Raw genomic sequence first — 22,575 nt, forward strand, 5'->3', positions numbered from 1 at the left:
GTTTTTCCGTCCTTTATTTTTAATTTTATCGATATCATTATTTTCTTCGCTGGTAGTCGCTGTTAAGGCAACCATAATAATAAAACAATCGCAATAACAACTGGCTTAGCTTTTTAATCGTATAATTTGATTTTCCATAGCGCCGTTGCTTAAAAGCCACCTTGACATTCCCGATATTTTTGGTAAACCGAAGGGTGATCGCCGTGATGTAAACAAAGGGTGTTTGATCTTTAATTATTTGTTCAACGGTTTCTCGATTGAGCACGCGAAAACTACCCACCCGGATTCTTTTGGGCTTTTTTAAAATCAGAGTAAAAAAAAGATCCACCAGATTGGATCCCAATTGCCGGTAAAACGGATATCCGGCCCGGTCCGGAATGCCGTAAACCACGTCAAAGCCTTTCTTTATTTCATCCAGCAACAACATAATGTCTTCCGGCTGCTGTTGCAGATCGTCATCGATGGTGATGACCTTACGTCCCCGGGATTGGGCCAGCCCGGTCTTAATGGCTGATTGCTGACCGGAATTCTGATCCAGGGCGATTAAAACAATCCGGGAATCGACCGCTTCCAGCACCCGGATCACTTCGCGGGAATCATCCTTAGAACAATCATCCACCAGAATGATCTCAAAAGTTGATTCTCTTGCTTCTAGAGTCGTCACCAACCGACGGATTAATTCTCTGATCGATTGGGCACTGTTATATACCGGAATGACAATGCTAACATCCTGATCTAATTTAACTGCTTTATCCAATTTGACTCCTTGCTGGCTGATAAATAACCCTACCTAAAGATATCCTAATATGTTATACTATGCAAAAAAGAGAAGGCGGTCGATCCATGATAACCATTGATTGTCTGGGAGAAATGTGTCCCATCCCAGTTCTGAAAGCACAAAAAGAATTTAAAAAACTCAACTCCGGCGAAACCATCAAAATCATTACCGATCACAGTTGCGCACTGGAATCCGTAACCAATAAGTTTAAAAAACATCAGGTTAGCTCAGATGAGATCATTGTCGGTGTCTGGGAAATCTTTATCACCAAATCCTAAGCCTCGTCTTTGTCTTGACTATGCGTTTAATCCTGTTAAAAACTAACACAGACTTTTTCTGGCGATATCCTTAAAATATTTGATAAAATCGATAATTACATGGTTGTTCTCTGTTTCGTCATAAATCAGATACATTTCATACTCGATGGTCATATCCGTAATCGCGATGGCCTTGATCTGCTTGCGGTATAACTCTTTTTTAATGGCAATATAGGGCAAAAAGCCAATTCCGAATTCGTTCATCACCGAAGCCTTCACCGATTCGATGGAATCGCTTTTGTAGAGTATATTCAGGGGCGTATCACTATTGCCGGTCTGCTGCATTTTTTTTAATATCACCCGGGTTAAATCCATGCTGTCATTGAGAATGATCAACGGATAATCAGGCAGATCCTTCAGACTGATGATGTCAGGAATCTCAAGATCGGCCGGGGCAACCAGTACCAGCTTATCGATACCGATTTTGTAATAAGAAAGCCGTTCATTCTTAGGCTTACCGTAAATAACCCCGAGATCACAGATATTATTGATGATATTTTCCTCGATTACCAACGCTTTATTGGAGCGGATTTCGTAATTGTTTTGGGGAAACCGTTTCTTGACCTTGTACATCACACAGGGCAATGAATAATTAGCAATGGTCCAGAAGGCTTCAATTTTAATGTCTTTTAAAACTTGATCGCTTTCTTCCAGTTTTGTGCGCATCATGTTTAGCGTTCGCACAATGTTACCTGCATACTGGTAGACAATCTTCCCTTTTTCTGTTAATTCCACCCCTTTGTTACTGCGAATCAGCAGAGTGCTGTCAAAGTCTTTTTCCAGCTTGGAAATCTGCTGGCTTAATGCCGATTGAGAGATATGGTTTTCGGTGGCCACCTTTGAAATGCTTTTAGCTTTTGCCACCTGATAAAAATTTTCAAGATATTCAATATGCAAGAATTATCACTTCCTCATTTTTAGTTCTTTGTTATCATTTTATCACAGTTTGCTTTTCTGAACATTAGCAATTTGTTCTTTCCGGGGTTTTCTCCTGGTTTTTTTAATTAAATCAAAAATCGGATCAGCAGTTTTCCGCCGATTAGCGCACCAATAAATAAAAAAAGACCGAATACCCAGCCGGATAAGGACATCGATCCAATCCCACTGAAAAATGCTCCGATATTGCAACCGGATGCGATACTTGAACCATAGCCCATCAACAGACCGCCTAGCGCTGCTGCCATTGCCTGTTTCCCCGATTTTATTTTCTTGAGTCTAAATTGTGACGCCAGTAAAGCTGATAATGAAGCCCCCAAAATAATTCCCAGATTTCGTAGCGTTACCAGATTCTCCTCGAACCACAAGGTCTCTGTTGTTCCCATTAACCCCAGAACCGTCCCTAAATGCTCGGGCGTTCCAAAGCCCAAAAACCCTTGCAAACGCATGGCCCAGTAAGAAAAGGCGCTGGTAATACCCAACGGTTCCTGGGTGACTATCAGGGTAATTATCTGAAGGATCGATAATAACACCGCCCCGGTCACATAGGACCAGGCTGGCTTAAACCACTTTCTGAATTTTTTCTGATCTTCTGCATTCATCGTTTTTCCCCATTTTTCAGCCTTTATCATACTCGAGCAATCCTCTGTATCGGACTTTCAGAAAATACATTTTTGTACAAACTACCACTATAGCTCCTGCTTTTCTTCCCATTTCATGGCTAATCCATACAGCAGACCAATCACCAGGAGCTGGATAATCAATGCACCCGCCCACCCGAACACATCCGGTAGAAACACCCCGTCTTCTATCCACATCAAATGAGTTTGCCACCATTCAAGATGATTATTACCCAACAAGGTGCCGAAAAAAAAGCCGAGCAGGGTGATTAGATGGATTTCAAACCCTTCGCCGATACGCATTAGCATCCCGGAGGCACAACCCCCGGCAATCACCATTCCGATGCCAAAAATAGTACCGCCGATAACAGTATGCATACCAATGGACGAAATATAGCTTTGTCCCGGAATCGTCTGGCCGGTGATATAATAAAAATATTTGATCGCGGTAAACCCGATACTTGTTACTGCCAGCGCCACCAGTACCCCCCGAGTCATGGCGGTGCTTCCTGTCAAAGCTGGGTCCCGAAGCCCCGCCACAAAACAAAAGCGGGAGCGTTGCAATGTATAACCAAAAGCAATGCCGCTAATCCAGAAAAAAGCAGTCACCATTGAATACTGAAATAAAAAAAGGCCCATTAAAAGCAGCATCAACAACAAAATAGAGCCCGCTGAAAACTGCTGGGAAAATTCATCTTTTTTATGATCTGTCGCTTTGACCAAACTATTGCTCCTTGTGTTTTAAAACCGATTTCAAACTAAACCTGACATGTTTTTTTGCTCGTTATAAATCAAGGCCGGATAAATGATAGCATTCTTAACCAAAATTTTACTTTATGCTTATCTTACACTTATTCCACTGTTTTTGCAACGGATTACCGTCACTCTGATTATTTTTAAGTTGTTTGAATAATTCATTTAAAATCGAGTGTCTAGATAAATCACAATTGCGCGTTACCGAATCGAAATTCGATTCTAAATAAAAGGGCATCAAAAAAGCCCCATTCGGGGCTAACTTTTTAACAGTAATTCTATTTAGATCACAGCAGGATTTACCGAATCGGAATTTTTTGCACTACAGTTTTTACCACTACATAGCAGTTTACGATTGATTTTAAACAACACATGAATGGTTTTTAATTGAACCAGTACCAGTGGCAGTATGATGGCAAAATAGGCAATACTGAATTTTGTGATCACATCCGTTTTAACCAGGGCCCATTCAATAAAGAACATCCCCATGACAAAGGTTGCAACACCCGGACAGATCAGCGCATAACTACCCACACTGTTCTGATCGCCGTTAATAAATGTTTTAAAATAACCCATTTTGTGTAGCGCTTGATAACCAATCAGTCCAAACAATACCTGAATCGAGACAAAAACGGATAAGAATACTAAAATCACCGCTGGATGGGGTTCTGTTCCCATCAGATTATGAGAAATACCCGAGATAACCCGGACACTGGTAATCCCCAACAAGGTCATAATCGGGATCAGCATCCAGAGGGTTGGTGCGCCTTCCAAGGCAATCCCGTCTTTTAAGATCGCTTGAATCCCTAGCGTCAGCATTACCACTAAAACCAGTAGTGCAAAGGTTGAAAACGAAATAGCACCGATGATCCCGATTACCGAAACAATTAGATTATGGCTCATAGCTGCCGATGCGGCAAAGCCAACACCAATCATGACAAAGGCAAAACTGCTCAAAAGCGGGCTTAAGTCATTGCGTTTCTCAAAACCGCCACCAATGATAAGTTGTTCGGATTACCCCGGGTGATACAAGAGCAGAGCACAATAGTATCCGCGCCGCGCTTCACCATTTCCGCCGCCCGGGTCACGGCTTTTTTCCCGGGACATCCACCACAGCTGACAAAGCCAACGATCTCAATATCGTCTTCAATTCCCTCAAAGGCCGCTTTTTTGTTCCGCATCACCTTAAAATCAGTAGTGCCGGGACACATATCTTCAGTTTGTTGACAGCGAATTAATCCAACTTTCGTAAATTCTCCCTTTTTAAAACGCAGGTAGTGAACAATGATAACCCTATTTATCACTAGCATACATTGATCAAGAAGCGGTGTCAATTGTTTATGCAACGAAATGAATGATCCCGGAGCAATCCCCTGTGAACCATCGGCTCTGACGCATTGAAGTTACTAAGCACCAGCCGTGCAGATATTGCGATTGAGCTGGTTGGAGTAAAATAGATGGACCGGTTCATTGTAGAGACGACTTAACAAATCTTCTGATAAATACTGATCCACCACTCCGATTTCAAAGGTTCCCGAGCGATTGAGCACCCCGACTCGTCCGCCAATAAAAAACACCTGATCCGGATTGTGAGTTGTCATAATAACACCATAACCCTGATCCGACAATTTTTTAACCAGTTTCATGGTTTTAATCTGATTCCCGAAATCCAGATGGGCGGTGGGTTCATCCAGTAAAATAAAGTCCGGCTCCTGGGCAATGGCTCTGGCAATAGTCACCAGCTGTCGTTCCCCACCGCTTAACTGCGTATAGGCTTTGTTCCGGAGATCGGTGATCCTGACCAATTCCATGGCTTCTTCAATCATCCGCTGATCCTGCAGACTCAGTTTTTTAAAGGCACTTAAATAGGGGGTTCTGCCCATGGCAACAAATTCTTCAACGGTAAAGGCATAGGTCGGCTGGTGAATCTGGGGCACATAGCCAATCCGCATAGCGAATTGGCGCAGCGACAGATCTTTAATATTGTCTTTTTCTAAAAAGATCCCTCCTTGTGTTGGCTCACTCAGATTGCCGATGCAGTTCAGCAAGGTCGATTTACCGGCACCGTTGGGACCCAAAATGGTAAATATTTCACCCTTTTTCAGACTGAAATTGACCTCTGTAAATATCTGATTGCCGTTAGGATAGGCAAACCCCAGTTCAACGATCCTTAAATTCATGACAGATTCATCCTCTCTTTTTTTAACAGATAAAAATAGAATGGTGCGCCAATCAAACCGGTTAAGATACTCAGCGGTAATTCGGCGCTGGTGATGGTTCTGGCAATGGTGTCAATCATCAGTAAAAAGATTCCTCCCAAAACGAAAGAAACCGGTAATAATTTCATGTTATTGGGACCGACCATCAATCGCCCCAGATGTGGCACCACCAGGCCTACCCAGCCGATTGTTCCACTAATGCAAACAGAACTGGCTGTCAATAAGGTGGCGCAGATAATGACAATCCGACGGGTGGTTTTCACATTGATCCCCAGGCTTCGGGCTTCCGTCTCACCGAGTGACAGCACATTGATTTTCCAACGCAGTACCATGATAATGATAATTGCCAGGATCATCGCCGGTGCCACCATCAGGATACTCTTAGGCAATACCTTGGCGATACTGCCCATCTGCCAATAGGTTATTTCAGCCAATTCCGTTTCCGGATCGGCAATATATTTAATAATCCCCATAATTGAACTCATCAGTCCCCCAACAATAATCCCTGACATCACCAACATCATATTGGAGCTGTTTTTAATCAGCTTCGGAGTCGTTGTTGTCAACGCCACCGCCAGAATGCCGCCAGCAAAGGCACCAATCTGAATACCAATGGTTCCGATCCCAATTAAAATTGCAATGGCGGCTCCAACGCAGGCGCCGGAAGATACCCCCAGCAAATCAGGCGATACCAGAGGGTTTTGAAAAACCCCCTGATACACCGCCCCTGACAAAGCCAATGAACCACCCACCAGAATCGCTGCCACCACCCGGGGGAAACGCAACGTCATAACAACGCTCTCCACATTCGCATCCCCGACTTGTGGTAGCGGTAAAATGTTGGCCGCCAGCACATGGATCACTTCCGGAATTGAAATGGGAAAGCGTCCCATGCATAATGAAACAATCACCAGGGCTCCCAAAATGATAACTAACAGCACCAGCAAAGCTGAAAAATTCAAGCGCTTTTCTTTAAGATTGATATCTTTTAACATTTACTACAACTTTCTGATTTTGCGGTTGCAGCCGACTTAACTGTTGGCATCGACTTTCAAAATCGTATCAATATTTTCATCGGTCAGATCGGCAGAAAAGAACGCTTTATAAAAGGCTTTCAGATCTTTACGGATATCATAATCTTTAAATAGTTCCGGCTGTTGAATACTGCCCATCCACTTAATCATCAGAGGTGTTTCAACACAAGGGGCATCATAACGATAAATTCCCATCGGGGTTTTGTAAACCCGATGGTTTTTAACCGCATCGATATTGCTCCAATCCTGACCTTCAATTTTATTCTGATACAGATCTTCCGGTACGATTTCGTCAAAATTTGACAGATAGATGATCTCCGGATTCCACTGAAGGATTTGCTCCATATTTACTTCTGACCATTGTTTATCCAGTCCGGCAGCGACATTCGCACCACCGGTTAACTCTAACAGATAATTATTGATGTTTTTTGCTCCTGCCACGCTAAGTTTGCTATTACGTAAATACATTACTTTCTTTTTTGAAACACTGTCAAGTTCAGCTTTCTTGTCAATAAAATAATTTTCTACCTCGGTGTGATAAGCCGTCAGTTTTTCAGCTTCATCTTCTTTTCCCAAAACCTGACCAACCAGCAGTAAATCCTTTTTTAAGTCTTCCAGATTTTCCGCATAATTCAGCATTACCGGGGTAATTCCCACCGCTTTTAATTGTTCGGCTTCAGCCGTCTGATCGTTCCAGATAAAGGCGATTTCTGGCTTTAAATTCATTAGCGCTTCCACATTGATGGTAAAGTCTTTGGTAATTTCAGCTGTTGAAATAGTGGCAAAAGACGGATCAAGTTCTGGCATAAAACTGGTTTTGTACGCAGCCATCGCGCTGGGATTAATCGATACAATCCGCTGACTGCCACCATCAATGGCCCATATTGCCGACGCCCAGGGAATCGGGGTAATGGCAACCTTGGTGATGGTTTCCGGTAATTGCACCTCATTACCACCCTGATCTACCACCGATGTCAGTTTTTCGGCGGTTTTACTTTCCGACTCCTTTGCCTGACTGCTGCAACCGGCAATGGCGATACACATAATCAGACCGATACAGATAACCAGTAACATTCTTTTTTTCATCTCTTCTACTCCTTGGTATTTTTTTATTTTTAATTTAAGCCGTTACTTCATTTGCAAAGAAACGCTTTAAATAAGCGTAGCCTGTTTGTCCCATATATTGATAATCCAGCTCGATAAACGCGTTACCGCTAAGGCTGGGATAGGGCATGGGAATAAATTTATATGATATCGTGTTGATTCTATTTTGATAAAGCGGATCCGCAATGACATGGGTAACGGTCATTTGCGATAATTCCTGATCCGTAATTTTATTTGCCCGGATGGTTATAATCCCAAAATCGTTTGGAATCGCTGCCTCAAGCTGATCCAGAATTTCATTTTCGCCCAGCAGCAGCACCCGGAAAGCCGGACACGGCTGCGGCTCTTTATTTAAGTAATACGATTCCGGGATCACTGTTTTTAATAACGTACCGACAGCTCTCAGCCACTGATTAAAGCCGTCAATGCCGATCGGCATTGCAAAATGATAGGGTATTTCAAACATCTCCGCCATCCATTTTGCCAAACTCAGACCGTGTCTGGAAAAAACAAGATTCAGCTCAGCTTCTGCTGCCGTTTTAAAGGAACCCAGACTCTCATAGCCGAGAAAGTTCACCGCATAACCCAGCGACGTCAGGCAGGTTTCAATTTCATCAAAGTGTTGCCTTTTCCCAAACAAAAATGGATTATAGCCAATAATATTGAGCCGTTTTTTTCGGTTTTCAACTTTTTTTAACGTTGCTTTGGCGATTTTTAACAAGGCCTTTGCTACCCCTTCTTCGGCCGTCTGAAAACCGTTGGTATCTATTGCACAGGTCATTTCAAACAGATCACAGGTCTGTAAAAAATGATCATTCATCCCGGTCATAAAGGTAACCGGTGTGCCAATGGATAGAAATAATTTTATATCTTTGGTTTGATGATTCATTTGAAAGCGCTTTGTAATGGCTTCACCGATCTCATTTGTGCAGCCATTAACCGCCTGCAAGTCATTAAATCGGGAAAAAATAAACGGATTGTGATTCAGTTTATCAATGGAACTAGGACAGTTTGCACAGCCGGAGCCCGTCATTAAAAACTGACAAACGGCCTCATCATCGGGGAATAAAGAAAGTACCCCCGTATAATCTGCGGCCAGCGGCGGTAATTCACAAACCGCTGCATTTTTTGATAAAACCAGTGGCCGGGTCTTGACAAAGTCCGCAATTTTTGCTGCAATCTTATCCAAACGTTGGGATGGACTGGTTTTTCGTTTCTCCATGGGACCACGCTTGAAAATCTCGACAGGTATCTGATGGGGATTATCAAGTCCCTCGATCATCGTATCAAAATCGGTTTGGCTGAGCAAATCGGGACATGAAACATAAAGAATAATACCCTGATAGCAGGCTTTTCGTAACGCCGCTTCAACAACGCCTTTAATTTTTTCCAGATAATCCCCAAAGGTATAATCCAATGCACGAATGGGAACGAGTTTGAGCTTGGACAACTGCCCACATTCCAAAGCCCTAAAATATAAAATACGGATACAAGTTGGCGGTCCGACGGCCACGACTAAGGTGTCCGGTATCGCAAAAATTCGTTTTGCCATTTCCATATCACCTAAATTATAGACCGACGTTTCAATGGTGATGCTACTCATCTGCTGATTTCCTGGTTCTTTGCGGAAACAAAATCAAAGAGGGCTTCCATTGCGTCATCATCAAGGGAACGAGAGTCACTGGCAGGAACTTCGCAAAACAGATCCTTCCCCAAGGTCTTAATTACCTGTGAAAGAGGGGCCTGGGGATCGGCCTCAATCATGGTATTTCTTTGATACTCGGCCAGCTTGATCGCCTGGTTTTGTTCAATAGAGGCTATCAGACGACTTTCGGTCATTTTGATAAAATGATCAACCACATCTTTATCGGTTTGGGACGAGTAGCGATTATGAATAAAGCCGCCAAATAGTTTTTGCTTCGGGGTTTCGTAGTGCGTGATGCCCTTTAAAATATTATTGGCAGCGTACAACGACATAAATTCTGATGAGGTCACAATATAAACCGCATCAACACATTGCTTGCGCATGGGGATGGAAAAACCACCACAGACCACATCACCCAGCACATCATAGACAATCAGATCCCAGTCCATCGCAAAGACTTCCAGCTTTTCCAGGGTCTCGATCACCGCCGAAATGCCCATCCCGGCACAACCGACCCCCGGTTCCGGGCCGCCAGCTTCAACGCAAGTAACGCCATAAACTCCTTTATATAAAATATCTGCTTTATTCAGCTGATCTCCTTTTTCCTTGAGTGTTTTCAAGACGGTGGGAATCCGTCGCTTCATCAGAATCCGGGTCGAATCCGATTTCGGGTCACAGCCGATATGGAGAACCTTTTTCCCAGCTTTTGAAAGCGCTGCCGATACATTGGCGGCAATCGTCGATTTACCAATCCCTCCCTTGCCATAAAATGCGATCCGTTTTAGTTTTATCTTCATTTTTCCTCCAATAAAAAAACTCTTCTGAATTATTAGACAGAAGAGTTTATTATAAAAATAAATCCCTCACCCAATAATCCGTTAGGCTTGGTTATCACAAAATATAGAAGCATCCTGGCTTAAGATCATCGCCTGCTGTAACAACTTCCCAGAAATTTCTTTCCAGTGTTGATCAATTTACAGCGGCTCACTTTTACAGTGGCGGTACCGCATCGGACTTTAACCGATTTTCATACTACACTTTGTTATTCAATTAAGTCGTATTATATCACAAGAAAGAGGAGCAAACAATTCAGCGGTTCTTCTAATTTCCAATTGCCAGCTATCAATATTTTTGATAGTATAGGGCTAAACAAACAAGGAGGAAACCAATGATTTCACTACAAAATATGAAATATATGATCGAAATTTCAAGGCATCAATCAATTTCGGCGGCGGCTAAGGCCCTCTATATTTCCCAATCCACTTTATCCACTGCAATCAAAGAAGTCGAACAGAGTCTCGGAATTCTCCTGTTCAAGCGAAACAGCCGTGGGATTGAATTAACTTATGAAGGACAAGATTATCTAAACCATGCCAGAGATATCGTTGAGCAAGCCGACTATCTGGAACGACGTTATCAGCATCAGAAATCGATCCCGATGCGCTTTTCTGTCTCCACCCAGCGACTGCCCTTTTCGACCATGTCTTTTATCAAAATCGTTGATGAAATCGGCTTGGATCGCTATGATATTGCCATTCGGGAATGTCCAACCCATGAGGTCATCCACGACGTGGCCACCCGTCGCAGCGAAATCGGCGTTATGTGCATTAATGATCATTACCTGAATACGATGCAAAAACTTTTAGATACCAGCAATCTCTCCTTTCATATTCTGGGAAAAATTAAATCCTATGTTTTTATAAGAAAACTACATCCCCTCGCTAAGAAAGAATTGCTAACCCTTGATGACTTAAAACCATACCCTTTTGTCACCTATGATCAGGGTGATGACAATCTGCTTCATTTTTCTGAAGAAATTTTATTTAATGAAATCCTGGATAAAAACATTCATGTCATTGACCGTTGCACAAAAATCGCCCTGGTTCGTGGCACTGATTGTTTTAGCATCGGTCCGGATCTGACTAACAGCGATGGCGATAAGATGCACTCAAAACTAAATGAGATTCAGACGATCGAGTTTTGCGAAAGTGATCAAATTTTACACGCAGGTTATATTATGCGCAGGGAACATACCTTAAGTGATATTGGAATACGCTATATTACGACTTTAAAAGCGAAAATCAATGGACTAGAATGCAATTCTTACTGATGCAAAATAACTAAAAAGATCAAAAGGACAGATACTTGATCCCTTTGATCTTTTTTTATACACTTTGAGTTCTTCAGGCTTTTCTAATTCTAAACACCACTTTTTCTCCACAGTCCGGGCATTGGAGCGGCGCATCGGTAATCACACCTTTGCGAGCCGCATAGACAAAGGGAAACACTGCACTGAGTGCCATCATGCAGAAATTTCCACTCTTGTCCTTATCCAGCTGGGGTCCGTCAAAAATGACTTCATCCCCCGCCGAATATATCGGGCAACCCGATTCCTCAACCACCAGTTTTATTTTCTGTTCAATTACTTCCATGTTGTCCTTCCTCTATAACGCCAGTCGATACAGCGCTTCAATCTGTTCCAGGGTTGTACTTCTGGGATTAACCAGAATATTACCACTTTTCATGGCATCTACAGCCATCGCAGGGATCTTATCGACCGTGACGCCCACCTCACCCAGGGTTTTGGGAATCCCCAGTGCACAAGTTAAGCTACGGATCTCATCGACCAAAGTCTGAGACGTAAAATCCTCCCATCCTTCACCGCATTTAATCGCGTCATAAATTTTTTGATAACGTCCGGTATCGGCTAGGGCGTTATATTCCAGCACCGTTGGCAGCAGTATCGCATTGGCAACCCCATGAGGGACATCAAAATAACCGCCCAGGGGATGGGCCATCGCATGGACATTACCCAGCCGCGCCCAGGCAAAGGCGATCCCGGCAAACATGCTACCATAAAGCATATTGGCTGCTGCTTCTGGATTGGTTCGATCTGCCACAAACAAACGGATATTATTACCGATCAATTCCAAGGCTTTTTCAGCCATTGCATCAGAAAAAGGTGAAGCGGCCTTCGATAGATAAGCCTCAATGGCATGAACCAGAGCATCAATTCCGCAGGCTGCCGCCGTTTTTTCCGGGGTTGTCATAACTAAGGTTGGGTCCAGTACTGCATAGGCCGGAATCAGTTCATAACTAAAGACCGTCAGCTTATAATTCCGGGAACGGTCCGTAATCACCGCAAAAGCTGTTACCTCAGAACCGGTGCCAGCAGTGGTGGGAATGGCAATTAGCGGCACAATCGCACCGGGGACCTTGTCAGCCCCCTCATAGGCACCAATGGAGCCACCGAACTTCGCCAGTATCCCCACCGCCTTAGCTACATCCATGGGGGAACCGCCACCCAAAGCAATAATACAGTCTGCCCCACTGTCAACAAACACCTTGGTGGCCTTATCGACGGTTTCTACTGAAGGATTGGCCTCCGTTTGGGTAAAACTGTCAAAAGTTAGCCCGGCCCGCTCTAAAATATCCGTAATCTTCTTAACCACCCCCATCTTATTCAGATGCGGTCCCGAAATCACCATCGCTTTTTTTAATTCCTGCTTATTTAAAAGCTCCGGTAATTTCTCAATACTATTCACCCCGCAGATTATTTCTTGCGGTATTTTAAAACTAAAACTATTCATCTCTTTTCCTTTCATAACTCCCGACAAGACTATTCAGTTACACTACCAACGCGAGCGGCAAAGGCAGGCTTTTCATCGACATCGACATACTCTACATCAATATGAGCGCCAAACTCATCACCATATTTGAATTTACAGTAGCCATAAAAGAGTACGCCCAATACGGCCCAGCCACCAGCCATGATCCATTCTTCTGCTACCAGTGCAGTGGAAGCAAAAGGCAACGGAATCACATATAACAGGGTCATCATACCCGATAAAGCAACTGCCACAATTCCCACGAAGGTGCCAAATCGGACCTTGTATGGTCGTTTCATATCCGGTTCTTTTTTTCTTAAAATCAGGAAGGACAAGGATACCATGGCATAGGCCAGGCAGACCCCGAAACTTCCGGCATCAACAATCCAGACCAGCATTTTTCGTCCAAAGAAAGGAGCAATTACCGATAATACGCCAATTAGGCCGATTGCTAACACTGGAGTTTTATACTTAGGGTGAAGTTTAGCAAATACTTTTGGAATCATATTGGATTCAGCCATGGAATACATCGCCCGACTGCCCCCGATTAAAAAGGAGTTCCAGCTGGTAATAATCCCGGCCATTCCACCAACAATCAATACCTTGGTCATGATTTCACTGTTAAAAGCCAATCCCATCGCATCGGCCGTTACGAGCGTTGAATCTGCCATTGCACTAGCAGGCATCACATAAGCCACGGCCAGAATGATCAGGGCATAAAAGGCGACTGCCATCAGAATCGAAAGAATCATAATCCCGCCAATTTTCTTAAATCCGGCATTTATTTCTTCAGCTGCCTGCGGAATTACATCAAAACCGACAAAGAGAAAAGGCGTCATAACCGCTACCGTAAGCACACTCCCCAGAGCGGTGGTGCCCAGTTCAATACTGCCACCAAACATGTTTCCGGCAATATTAGAAGGATCACCATTAATCACTGATCCAGCGATTAAAAGGAGTCCAGCCCCGGCAATTAATGCAGTAAAAATAGTTTGGAGTTTGGCTGCTGTTTTAGCTCCGAGAATATTAATGGCGGTAATAATAATAGCGGTAATCACCCCAACGGCCACCCATGAAGCATAAATGTCAAATCCAGCCACTGTATACATATACCCTTGTAAAAAATTAGGGCTCAAATATTGGATGACCGTCGGAAAGGCACAAGCTTCAAAAGCCACAACGCTGACGTACCCCAGAATAATAGCCCAGGTACAGATAAAGGAACCCGTGGGTCCCATGGCCTTATAGCTAAAGACATGTTCACCGCCGCATTGAGGCATCGCAGCTGTAAGTTCTGCATAGGTCAGTCCCACAAAGACGACCATAATCCCCCCGATTAAAAAAGCCAGGGCCGCTCCCAGAGCGCCAGCGGTTTCTATCCAGATACCGGTATTCACTACCCAGCCCCAGCCAATCATGGCACCAAAGGCCAGCACAAAGATATCTTTGGTACTTAAAACCTTGTCAAATTTCGACTTGTTTGTTTTTCCACTCATTTTTCTTTTCGTATGATCGCAATTCTGGATCATACACCCCTTTCAAATTTGATTTGTTAAGATAATTGCGTGGTTGTCAATAAAAAAATAGGATCTTCACAAGCTTTCTGGTGTCGGTCTCATTTAGACCGATACTAGAAAGCTGTAAAAACCCCATTGTTTAAAACTTTATTTAGTTAATTTGATTAAAATTAGTTGACCAATTCCTTGACCGTCGCTTCGATGATGCTGTAAGCCTTGTCACAGTCTTCTTTTGATACAATCAGCGGTGGAATCATGCGGATGATGTTTTTTCCAATGGCGGTAATTAGCAGTTTTTTCTCCAGCACGCCATGTTTGATAGCCACGCCCGAAACGCCGTCTTCAAATTCTACCCCGATTAAAAGACCTTGTCCTCGGACTTCTTTAACCTTTGGCAGTCCCTTTAATTGTTCCATAAAGTAGTACCCCATTTCCCGGGCATTGCCGGCCAGGTCACGATCGAGTAGTTCGGTGATCTGGGCCAGAGAAGCGGCGGTAGAAACCGGATGTCCACCATAGGTAGTCCCGTGAGAGCCCATGGTAAAGGCTTTGGCCACTTCAGCAGTCGCACAGATCGCACCGATTGGCATACCTCCGCCCATGGCTTTTGCCATTGAGACAATGTCAGGCTTAATTCCATAATTCATATATGACATAATCGCTCCGGTTCGGCACCAGCCTGTCTGAACCTCATCCAGTAATAAAAGCAAACCTTTTTCATCACAGAGGGCCCGAAGTCCTTCCATAAACTCCGTTGTTGCCGGATGGACTCCCCCTTCCCCCTGGACCGGTTCAATGAGAATGGCAATGGTATTGTCGTTGACAGCATCTTTAAATGACGCTAGATTATTAAATTCAGCATAGCTAAAACCGGGAGTCATATCCCCAAAGCCGATTTGACAAGCGTTGTCCGGCTGCCCGGTGGCACTCATAGCACCGAAGGTTCGACCATGAAAGGACATCTTGGCAGTAACGATGTTATAGCGCTCTGGGCCATAAGTTTCGACCCCATATTTGCGGGCCATTTTAATCATCGCTTCATTCGATTCAGCTCCGGAGTTCTGGAAAAAGATCTTATCCATACCAATGCTGGTACAGATTTTTTCGGCCAGCAGCACCTGGGGGATGGTATAAGGATAGTTGAAGGTGTGAATCACATCAGCCACCTGATCCTGAACCGCTGCAACTACTTTATCATTGCAGTTGCCAGCGCTGTTGACGGCGATACCGGCATAAAAATCCAGGTAGGCCTCGCCATTTTCATCATAAATATACATATCTTTTGCTGTTTCGGCGATAAAATCAAACCGTTCATAGGTTTCAATCATATAGGTGTTAACTTTTTGCTTTAATTCCTCTTTTGTAAGTCCGGTGTCTTTAAGTTTCATTCCAATTTTCCTTTCCCTTTTCCATTAACGCTACATAAGTACTTTATTTCTGACAAACATCTTCGTTTGTCGGATAAACAAAAAAAACGCCGGAACATGAACCATCATGTTTCGAACGCCTTCGTTCTGTCAATTGACAAGTACAATATAACATGTGTGCATTATAATGTCAATACACACAGTGATTTTATTTAAATATTTTTTAAAAATCGCTATTTAAAGGGTTATAAGGCATTAAAAGATAATAATTTGTGCAGTATATTGTACTTTTTCAACATTGACCCGAAAGTTGTTTTGTGATTAAACAGTGAGCATATTCTACTGTTTAAAGACGAATACCGTAATAAATTTCAGCAGCTCACTTCCCTTATTCCAATAGGTATGTTTCATCGCTGTGCCAAAACAGATAGCATCTTCTTTTTTAATCTGATAAAAGGAATTATCAATTTCTAAGGTCAATTCACCCACGTGCACGACGATGTACTCGTTGGTTCCCTGCCCATGAGCGCCGCTGACATAACAGGCACCGGGTTCAATTTCAATTTCATAGATTTCAAACAATCGGTTCTTTTCATAGGGAAAATAGGTGTAAACCGCGTAGTGACCGGGCACCTCTTTGGAGGGAATCAGTTTTTGTCGGTTGACCTCATAGACACCAATCCCCGGGGTTCGGGTCAGATCTGAAAGATCCACCCGGAGTCCGCTGACGATCTTTCCCAGGGTCCCGATTGTAGGATTGGCTTCCCCCCGTTCAATTTGCCCCAACATACTTTTGCTAACCCCGGTTTGTTCGGCCACCTCATCCATACTCATGCCTTTTTCGCGGCGTATTGCTTTTAAATTAATTGATATATTTTTATTTAAGTAATCCATCCTCTTCGCCTCGTCTTTCTTTAAGGCTAAGTTTAACTTAACAGAAAGCTAAAATCAATGGATACCATAAATCTTTGTGTTGCGGTCATATGAATATAGATCAGCACTGACCCAGTACCGATAATTATTACATCATGTTGTACGCATCGGGGCAAACAGTTGATAAACTGTTCGATCCCGCAGCGAAAAACAGATTAATAATTGGTCGGTACGGCTGTATCGCACTAAAGGTAACTAATAGAGTTTCGTATAGATTCCTAGCACCTGTTCTCGGGCGAGGGGGACGTAATTGTTGGCCATCAGCCGGGTTTGTTTGGTCATTACTGCTTCGGTAAAAGTTTCCAGATCTACTTTGGTCACGCCGTAGTCCCGGAGTGCTTTTTTTAACAAAATATGATTAAGCAGCTTCTCAATTTCTTCGTAAACAAAGGCGGGTTCACAGCCCAGAAATCCAGCCAGAAAAAGATTGAGTTCTTTGATGCTGCCGTTGGGATCAATGGCAGCATAGGTTTTGAAAACCTCGGTAAACATCGCGTAGTTCGCTTCGCCATGAGCGATATGGTAAACTGCCCCCAGGGGGTAACTCATGGCATGAACCGCAGCACAACCCGCGTTACCGAAGGCGATCCCGGCGAAGGTTGAAGCGATCATAAAGTCTTTCTGCAGGGATTTTCGGGCTTCTGGTCCCTGTTCTACAATAGTCTGATAGCCGGTGAGAATCATTTCCATGGCCTTTTTCGAATACAGCCGAGTAAAGGCGTTGGCCTTGGGGGAGGTGTAAGATTCGATGGCATGAATAAAGGCATCAATGGAACTAGTAGCAAAAACGCTCATCGGCAAATCATTAAGCAGTTCCGGCACTAACACGGCGTAGTCAGCATAGAGTTCATCCACCGCCAGACCAAATTTTGAAGAAATGGCGGTGAGTTCCAGAATAGAAATATTAGTGACCTCACTACCAGTGCCACAGGTAGTGGGAATTAAGATTAATTCCTTGTCTTTGATAATTTCCAGTTCTTTGTTAAACAGGTCCACCACCGGCACAGTATTTTTAAGCGCAAACAGCTTAGCAACATCGAGGATGGTACCGCCGCCGATACCAAATACCCGGGTATACTGATAGTCTTTTATATCTGCGTAAATCTTTTCCACCATTACATCGGTGGGTTCGCCACTTACATATTTTCGGTAATTGACACGATAAGCTTCATTACTGATGGTATCCTTAAAATAGTGTTCATCGGTTCGATCACTGATAAAAACCAGATCCCCTTTACCGATCTGAAAATGCGCCCCCACTTCGTGGCAGTGCTCAAATTCCAATATCTTCGGTGTAATTCCAAATTGTTTCATTGTCTCTCCTTTCCGGCTGATCGTTAGTTTAGCTGGTAACAAATGCGTCTTTTTACTACGGGTTTAATGCTGACTACCGTACCGACCAATTGTCAATCTGTTGTTCGCTGCGGAATCGGACAGGCTAGCGCCGTGTCCGCTCCGATGCGTACTACATGATGTAACAATTGTCGGTACTGGTTTTAGCATTTTACGACAGGTTAACTATAAATTGAGTTACAAAATACTCTATTTGTTACATATCCAGTTGATAAAGTTTTACACACATTTTAAGATAGCTTTTTCAAAAATATCAAGGCCGGCCTGAAGTTGATCGTCAGTGATGACCAGCGGGGCCAGAAAGCGGATTACATTACCGTAGACACCGGCACTTTCGATGATCAGGCCATTTTGGACTGCCTCATTGACAATCGCCGACACCAGTTCCGGGTAGGGTTCTTTGGTGGTCCGGTCTTTGACAAATTCAATCCCGACCATGGCACCCATGCCGCGGACATCGCCAATCACGTCATAGCTGTCTTTCCATTTATTAAAGCGTTCAAAAATTGTGTTACTGATTTCGCAAGCCCGTTCATCCAGACGATCCCGTTTCATAACTTCGATGACTTTTAAGGCGGCGGCGCAGGCCACGGGATTACCACAATAGGTTCCCCCGATAGTGCCACCTTTTACGGATTCCATAATTTCTTTTCTGGCAGTGATGGCACTAAGTGGCAATCCAGCGGCGATTGATTTAGCCGTCGTAATAATATCCGGTTCCACGCCAACTTCTTGCCAGTACTGTGAAGCAAACATCTTTCCGGTACGGCAGAATCCAGTTTGCACCTCATCAGCCATTAATAAGATTCCCTTTTCATCACAGATTTTTCGGACTGCTTTGATCCATTCCAGCGGTGCGGGAATAAATCCACCCTCACCTTGGAGGGGTTCCACCACAATAGCTGCCACATGTTCGGCAGGTGAAGATTCCTCAAACACCTTATAGATACTTTCGGTATAATAGTCGATGGCGTCCTCTTGCTTCATACCGGCCGGGTTTCGATACAGATGGGGAAACTGAGCCCGGTAAATACCATCAGGAAATGGTCCCAAACCATGGGCATACGCTTTTTTTGATGTCATCGTCATGGTCAGCATGGTGCGCCCGTGAAAAGCTCCGGAAAAAACAATAATATTGGGCCGTTTGGTAAAAGCTTTAGCGATTTTTACGGCGTTCTCATCCGCTTCAGCACCACTGTTAGCAAAAAAAGTCATCTTTTCGTCGCCCCGGACCGGTACAATGGCATTCATGGTTTCAGCCAGCTTGACATACCCTTCATGGGTAACGATATTAAACATCCCATGAAAATACTTTTCCGTTTGGGCTTTCACCGCTGCTACTACTTCAGGATGGGAATAACCGATATTTAGCACTCCCACACCGCCAACCCAGTCCACAAAGTGATTACCGTCAACGTCTTCGACCATGGCCCCTTCGCCCTTGTCGATAACTAACGGATAAACACATTTGATGGCACCGGGAATGGCGTCCCCTCTTCTGGCAATCACTGCCGCAGCCTTGGGCCCCGGCACTTGTTTGGTAATTATTTTTGGTAATGCGTTTTTTAGCATCTCTCATCCTCCTCTTTTTTCTAACTAGATCATTGCAAAGTGCTTAAACCAAACATTTCTGCATAGCATTTTGCTGCTCTTATTAATAAAAAAACAAAAAAAACAAGACCGGGAATCGACTTCCTTGTCTTGTTTAACGTGATTCTATTATAGCACAGACAATCATCTCTGCAATGTCCAACTAGCCTAAATTATTTATTATTCTTTGTGCTGGACAGACAAAGATTTATTTTGTATACTAAGTAAAACGTGAATAATTCCAGTTTCCTTGCTTTATCGTTTTGCACCGATATTAAAAATGAGGTATTTTATGTCGATTATGTTAGCCGATTTATTCCATTCCACCCAAAACACCTATCAGCTCCAGCTAATCGCTGGAGAAGCTGGCCTGAACAGGCCCATCCATTGGGTCCAATTTACTGAGGATATTGCCACCACCGATTTTTTAAGAGGTGGTGAGCTAATTATCACCACCGGTATGAGCGCCGACAGCAACACCTGGCTCTTTGATTTTATCACCCGACTAATCCATCAGAAAACCTGCGGCCTGATTCTCAATACCGGACGCTATCATTTTGCGGATGATATTTCCGAAGCGGTCATCACTTTGTGTACCCAGTGTCAGTTCCCACTGTTAACAATGCCCTGGAAAATCCACCTCGCTACCATTATGCAGGATTACTGCAACCGGATTTTTATGCAGTCCTACCAGGAAGACCGGACCACCATGGCGTTTTCCCGGCTGCTGCTGCACCCCGACGAACCGGAATCGAGCCTTGACACCTTAAATAGTTTGGGCTACGAAACCAATTCCTCCTACCTGGTAATCGTTGGTGAGTCTCCAGAAATTCCACCCCGACTGATTGAGCGGCTTAGACAAATTGGTACCCGATCCTATTTTTTTTCGCTCCGGGAAGCTTTTGTTCAAATTTTTCAAAATCCCGATGTTACCGCCCTGATGGAGGTGCTATCAAGCTTTGATGCTTCCCCTCAGTCTCGTCCCGAGGCACCGGTATGTTTTGGCAGTGGTACTCTGACTGACTCCCTGCTAACACTTAACACGAGCTATCAACAAAGCCTATTCGCCCTAGGAGTCGCCCAAAAGCAACATCTCCGACAAGTCAGTTTTAATGACCTGGGGTTGTTTAAAGTTTTTTTTGCACTTCCCGACCAAGCCATCCTCGCCACCATGGCGGCCGAAAGCTTGAGTCTGCTAGAAGCTCAGGATGCCCGCAGCCAATCCAATCTGAGCGAAACCTTGCGGCTTTACCTGGAGCACGATGGTAGCATTCAGGCCGTGGCTGATGCGTCCTTCACCCATCGCAATACCATCAACTACCGAATGAAAAAAATCCGTCAGCTTTTAAAAACAGACCTCCTGACCATGGAAGAAAAGTTCAATCTACTACTTGCTTTTAAAATCAAAGATTATCTGGCACTGTAACACGATTTAAGGGTTACCGATCGTTTTTTTAATCTACTGTCTGCTTCGCTGTCAGTCAGTGTGAAGCAATGCCTGTTGATTCTTTTTTACCAACAAATTCTTTTTTTTTATTTAAAGGAGACGCCTATGAAATCAGCAATCTCAATCATCTCTAATCCGTCCCTGAATCCATCATTAAATCAGACCTTAACCGCATTTTTGACCCCGAAAGCCGTCGCCGAAGTCCGCCGCTTTCATCAATCGCTGCCCCTGTATCAACCGACTCCGTTGCTTTCCCTGCCTGAACTTGCCGATAAATTGGAGCTGCGCCATGTTTTTGTCAAGGATGAATCCCGCCGCTTTGGGCTTAACGCCTTCAAAGGCCTGGGGGCCGCCTATGCTATGGCCACCATCATTGCCCGACATATCAAAGCCGACGAAAGCGAGCTTAATTATCAGTTCCTGACGACCCCGGCAGTGCGTGATCAGATTAAAAATCTGGTTTTTATTACCGCCACCGATGGCAATCACGGCAAGGGCGTGGCGTGGGCCGCTTCTCTTTTTGGCTGTCGGGCCATTATACTGATGCCCCGAGGTACTCGTGATTGCCGGGCCGAAGCCATCCGGGCCATCAATCATACCAAGGTAGAAATCACCGACCTAAACTACGATGATGCCGTTCGCCTGGCTGCTCAGTTGGCTGAGAAAAATGGCTATTATCTGATTCAGGACACCGGTTTTGAAGGCTATGAAGCGATTCCTAACGCGATTACCCAAGGCTATACGACCATGGCTGGGGAGGCCTTGGAACAATTGTCTAACCTCGGCATTCCAAAACCCAGTCATATCTTTCTACAGGCCGGAGTAGGCTCTATGGCTGGCGGGGTACTGGGTTATCTGGCCCATTATTACCAACAGCATCCACCGATTACCACCATTGTGGAACCCGATACTGTCGCCTGCATTTACAAATCAGTTCAGCTGGGCAATGGCCACCCCTTGGCTGTTGGCGGTAACCCGGAAACAATTATGGCCGGATTAAACTGTGGGGAACCCAACCCCCTGACCTGGCCAATCCTGCGCGACTTTGCCGCCTTTTATGCCAGCTGCCCGGACTGGGTCACAAAACTGGGGATGCAGACTCTAGCCCACCCCTGCGGTTTGGACCCTGCTGTTGTTTCCGGCGAATCTGGAGCCGTGGGATTAGGACTACTCGTTTGCTTGTGTCAAGATCAAAATTTGACAGCGTTAAAACAACAGCTTCAGCTCGATCGTAATTCAAGTGTCCTGCTTTTTAGCACCGAAGGCAATACCGATCCGGACGGGTATGATGCCATTGTTAGTCGGCCCGTATCGATTTAGCCAGGTAGCGACTCTTAGTAGCACGATCATCTGA

General features: G+C 44.3%; 19 protein-coding genes, 2 pseudogenes and 1 riboswitch. Of the genes and pseudogenes, 4 read left to right on the forward strand and 17 right to left on the reverse strand.

Going from position 1 to position 22,575, the window contains the following annotated elements; all coding sequences use genetic code 11:
* Positions 1 to 37 precede the first annotated feature (37 nt).
* Positions 38 to 757: a glycosyltransferase family 2 protein gene (locus U2P91_RS12585; protein ID WP_162624402.1), complete on the reverse strand. Its 720-nt coding sequence runs from the start codon at positions 755 to 757 to the stop codon at positions 38 to 40.
* 86 nt (positions 758 to 843) lie between these two features.
* Here U2P91_RS12585 and U2P91_RS12590 point away from each other — a divergent pair, with 86 nt between their 5' ends.
* Positions 844 to 1,056 (forward strand): sulfurtransferase TusA family protein, encoded by a 213-nt coding sequence (locus U2P91_RS12590; protein WP_111887059.1) that lies wholly within the window; start codon positions 844 to 846, stop codon positions 1,054 to 1,056.
* A gap of 42 nt (positions 1,057 to 1,098) precedes the next feature.
* Here the strand turns inward: U2P91_RS12590 and U2P91_RS12595 are convergent, their stop codons facing one another.
* From U2P91_RS12595 to U2P91_RS12640, 9 genes and pseudogenes are all read right to left on the reverse strand, one after another.
* Positions 1,099 to 1,992, reverse strand: coding sequence for a LysR family transcriptional regulator (locus tag U2P91_RS12595; protein WP_111887060.1), 894 nt, complete (start codon positions 1,990 to 1,992; stop codon positions 1,099 to 1,101).
* Positions 1,993 to 2,099: 107 nt separating this feature from the next.
* Positions 2,100 to 3,302, reverse strand: a pseudogene (locus U2P91_RS17980) (YeeE/YedE family protein).
* A gap of 384 nt (positions 3,303 to 3,686) precedes the next feature.
* On the reverse strand, positions 3,687 to 4,361 hold the full coding sequence (locus U2P91_RS12610) for a TsoY family (seleno)protein (RefSeq protein ID WP_111887062.1): 675 nt from the start codon (positions 4,359 to 4,361) through the stop codon (positions 3,687 to 3,689).
* Positions 4,362 to 4,414: 53 nt separating this feature from the next.
* Positions 4,415 to 4,714 (reverse strand): annotated as a pseudogene (locus U2P91_RS12615) (CGGC domain-containing protein); the annotation flags it as partial.
* A 96-nt stretch (positions 4,715 to 4,810) separates the two neighbouring features.
* Entirely contained in the window at positions 4,811 to 5,584 is a 774-nt protein-coding gene (locus U2P91_RS12620) for an ABC transporter ATP-binding protein (protein ID WP_111887063.1), read from the reverse strand.
* Positions 5,581 to 6,618: a FecCD family ABC transporter permease gene (locus tag U2P91_RS12625; protein ID WP_111887064.1), complete on the reverse strand. Its 1,038-nt coding sequence runs from the start codon at positions 6,616 to 6,618 to the stop codon at positions 5,581 to 5,583. Before U2P91_RS12625 ends, U2P91_RS12620 begins: the two co-directional genes overlap by 4 nt.
* Before the next feature lie 36 nt (positions 6,619 to 6,654).
* Positions 6,655 to 7,743 (reverse strand): ABC transporter substrate-binding protein, encoded by a 1,089-nt coding sequence (locus U2P91_RS12630; protein ID WP_322519760.1) that lies wholly within the window; start codon positions 7,741 to 7,743, stop codon positions 6,655 to 6,657.
* A 34-nt stretch (positions 7,744 to 7,777) separates the two neighbouring features.
* Positions 7,778 to 9,364: a nitrogenase component 1 gene (locus U2P91_RS12635; protein WP_322519761.1), complete on the reverse strand. Its 1,587-nt coding sequence runs from the start codon at positions 9,362 to 9,364 to the stop codon at positions 7,778 to 7,780.
* The gene (locus tag U2P91_RS12640) at positions 9,361 to 10,203 is read right to left on the reverse strand and encodes a nitrogenase iron protein NifH (RefSeq protein ID WP_322519762.1); all 843 of its coding nucleotides are present in this window, start codon (positions 10,201 to 10,203) and stop codon (positions 9,361 to 9,363) included. The genes U2P91_RS12635 and U2P91_RS12640 overlap by 4 nt, the downstream gene beginning before the upstream one ends.
* Before the next feature lie 88 nt (positions 10,204 to 10,291).
* Positions 10,292 to 10,472, reverse strand: a riboswitch (cobalamin riboswitch).
* A gap of 102 nt (positions 10,473 to 10,574) precedes the next feature.
* On the opposite strand from U2P91_RS12640, the gene U2P91_RS12645 reads away from it, so the two are divergent.
* A complete protein-coding gene (locus tag U2P91_RS12645) occupies positions 10,575 to 11,516 on the forward strand; it encodes a LysR family transcriptional regulator (RefSeq protein ID WP_111887068.1) in 942 nt (313 codons plus the stop codon).
* A 73-nt stretch (positions 11,517 to 11,589) separates the two neighbouring features.
* On the opposite strand, the gene U2P91_RS12650 is transcribed toward U2P91_RS12645, so the two are convergent.
* The 7 genes from U2P91_RS12650 to U2P91_RS12680 form a co-directional block, all read right to left on the reverse strand.
* On the reverse strand, positions 11,590 to 11,838 hold the full coding sequence (locus U2P91_RS12650; RefSeq protein ID WP_111887069.1) for a TIGR04076 family protein: 249 nt from the start codon (positions 11,836 to 11,838) through the stop codon (positions 11,590 to 11,592).
* 12 nt (positions 11,839 to 11,850) lie between these two features.
* A complete protein-coding gene (locus tag U2P91_RS12655) occupies positions 11,851 to 12,996 on the reverse strand; it encodes an iron-containing alcohol dehydrogenase (protein WP_322519763.1) in 1,146 nt (381 codons plus the stop codon).
* A gap of 29 nt (positions 12,997 to 13,025) precedes the next feature.
* The gene (locus U2P91_RS12660) at positions 13,026 to 14,510 is read right to left on the reverse strand and encodes an APC family permease (protein ID WP_322519764.1); all 1,485 of its coding nucleotides are present in this window, start codon (positions 14,508 to 14,510) and stop codon (positions 13,026 to 13,028) included.
* A 191-nt stretch (positions 14,511 to 14,701) separates the two neighbouring features.
* Complete coding sequence (locus tag U2P91_RS12665) at positions 14,702 to 15,919, reverse strand: acetylornithine/succinylornithine family transaminase (protein WP_322519765.1); 1,218 nt, start codon at positions 15,917 to 15,919, stop codon at positions 14,702 to 14,704.
* A 318-nt stretch (positions 15,920 to 16,237) separates the two neighbouring features.
* Entirely contained in the window at positions 16,238 to 16,792 is a 555-nt protein-coding gene (locus tag U2P91_RS12670) for an XRE family transcriptional regulator (protein ID WP_322519766.1), read from the reverse strand.
* Between the two features lie 234 nt (positions 16,793 to 17,026).
* Positions 17,027 to 18,145: a 4-hydroxybutyrate dehydrogenase gene (locus tag U2P91_RS12675; RefSeq protein ID WP_322519767.1), complete on the reverse strand. Its 1,119-nt coding sequence runs from the start codon at positions 18,143 to 18,145 to the stop codon at positions 17,027 to 17,029.
* Positions 18,146 to 18,403: 258 nt separating this feature from the next.
* A complete protein-coding gene (locus U2P91_RS12680) occupies positions 18,404 to 19,756 on the reverse strand; it encodes an aspartate aminotransferase family protein (RefSeq protein WP_322519768.1) in 1,353 nt (450 codons plus the stop codon).
* Positions 19,757 to 20,066: 310 nt separating this feature from the next.
* Between U2P91_RS12680 and U2P91_RS12685 the strand changes: the two genes are divergently transcribed.
* Both U2P91_RS12685 and U2P91_RS12690 read left to right on the forward strand, forming a co-directional pair.
* The gene (locus U2P91_RS12685) at positions 20,067 to 21,200 is read left to right on the forward strand and encodes a PucR family transcriptional regulator (protein WP_322519769.1); all 1,134 of its coding nucleotides are present in this window, start codon (positions 20,067 to 20,069) and stop codon (positions 21,198 to 21,200) included.
* Positions 21,201 to 21,326: 126 nt separating this feature from the next.
* Positions 21,327 to 22,541 carry a diaminopropionate ammonia-lyase gene (locus U2P91_RS12690; protein ID WP_322519770.1) on the forward strand — a complete coding sequence of 405 codons (1,215 nt, stop codon included), beginning with the start codon at positions 21,327 to 21,329 and terminating at the stop codon, positions 22,539 to 22,541.
* The last annotated feature ends 34 nt before the right edge of the window (positions 22,542 to 22,575 follow it).

Source organism: Acetobacterium sp. K1/6 (assembly GCF_034438075.1).
Classification (GTDB): domain Bacteria; phylum Bacillota; class Clostridia; order Eubacteriales; family Eubacteriaceae; genus Acetobacterium; species Acetobacterium carbinolicum.

Bases quoted from the DNA above. Each gene is read 5' to 3' on its own strand.
- U2P91_RS12635 (WP_322519761.1), bottom strand. From the start codon at position 9,364: ATGAGTAGCATCACCATTGAAACGTCGGTCTATAATTTAGGTGATATG.
- U2P91_RS12690 (WP_322519770.1), top strand. From the start codon at position 21,327: ATGAAATCAGCAATCTCAATCATCTCTAATCCGTCCCTGAATCCATCA.
- U2P91_RS12645 (WP_111887068.1), top strand. From the start codon at position 10,575: ATGATTTCACTACAAAATATGAAATATATGATCGAAATTTCAAGGCAT.
- U2P91_RS12675 (WP_322519767.1), bottom strand. From the start codon at position 18,145: ATGAAACAATTTGGAATTACACCGAAGATATTGGAATTTGAGCACTGC.
- U2P91_RS12590 (WP_111887059.1), top strand. From the start codon at position 844: ATGATAACCATTGATTGTCTGGGAGAAATGTGTCCCATCCCAGTTCTG.
- U2P91_RS12680 (WP_322519768.1), bottom strand. From the start codon at position 19,756: ATGCTAAAAAACGCATTACCAAAAATAATTACCAAACAAGTGCCGGGG.
- U2P91_RS12670 (WP_322519766.1), bottom strand. From the start codon at position 16,792: ATGGATTACTTAAATAAAAATATATCAATTAATTTAAAAGCAATACGC.
- U2P91_RS12625 (WP_111887064.1), bottom strand. From the start codon at position 6,618: ATGTTAAAAGATATCAATCTTAAAGAAAAGCGCTTGAATTTTTCAGCT.
- U2P91_RS12640 (WP_322519762.1), bottom strand. From the start codon at position 10,203: ATGAAGATAAAACTAAAACGGATCGCATTTTATGGCAAGGGAGGGATT.
- U2P91_RS12650 (WP_111887069.1), bottom strand. From the start codon at position 11,838: ATGGAAGTAATTGAACAGAAAATAAAACTGGTGGTTGAGGAATCGGGT.
- U2P91_RS12665 (WP_322519765.1), bottom strand. From the start codon at position 15,919: ATGAAACTTAAAGACACCGGACTTACAAAAGAGGAATTAAAGCAAAAA.
- U2P91_RS12655 (WP_322519763.1), bottom strand. From the start codon at position 12,996: ATGAATAGTTTTAGTTTTAAAATACCGCAAGAAATAATCTGCGGGGTG.
- U2P91_RS12630 (WP_322519760.1), bottom strand. From the start codon at position 7,743: ATGAAAAAAAGAATGTTACTGGTTATCTGTATCGGTCTGATTATGTGT.
- U2P91_RS12660 (WP_322519764.1), bottom strand. From the start codon at position 14,510: ATGAGTGGAAAAACAAACAAGTCGAAATTTGACAAGGTTTTAAGTACC.
- U2P91_RS12685 (WP_322519769.1), top strand. From the start codon at position 20,067: ATGTCGATTATGTTAGCCGATTTATTCCATTCCACCCAAAACACCTAT.
- U2P91_RS12620 (WP_111887063.1), bottom strand. From the start codon at position 5,584: ATGAATTTAAGGATCGTTGAACTGGGGTTTGCCTATCCTAACGGCAAT.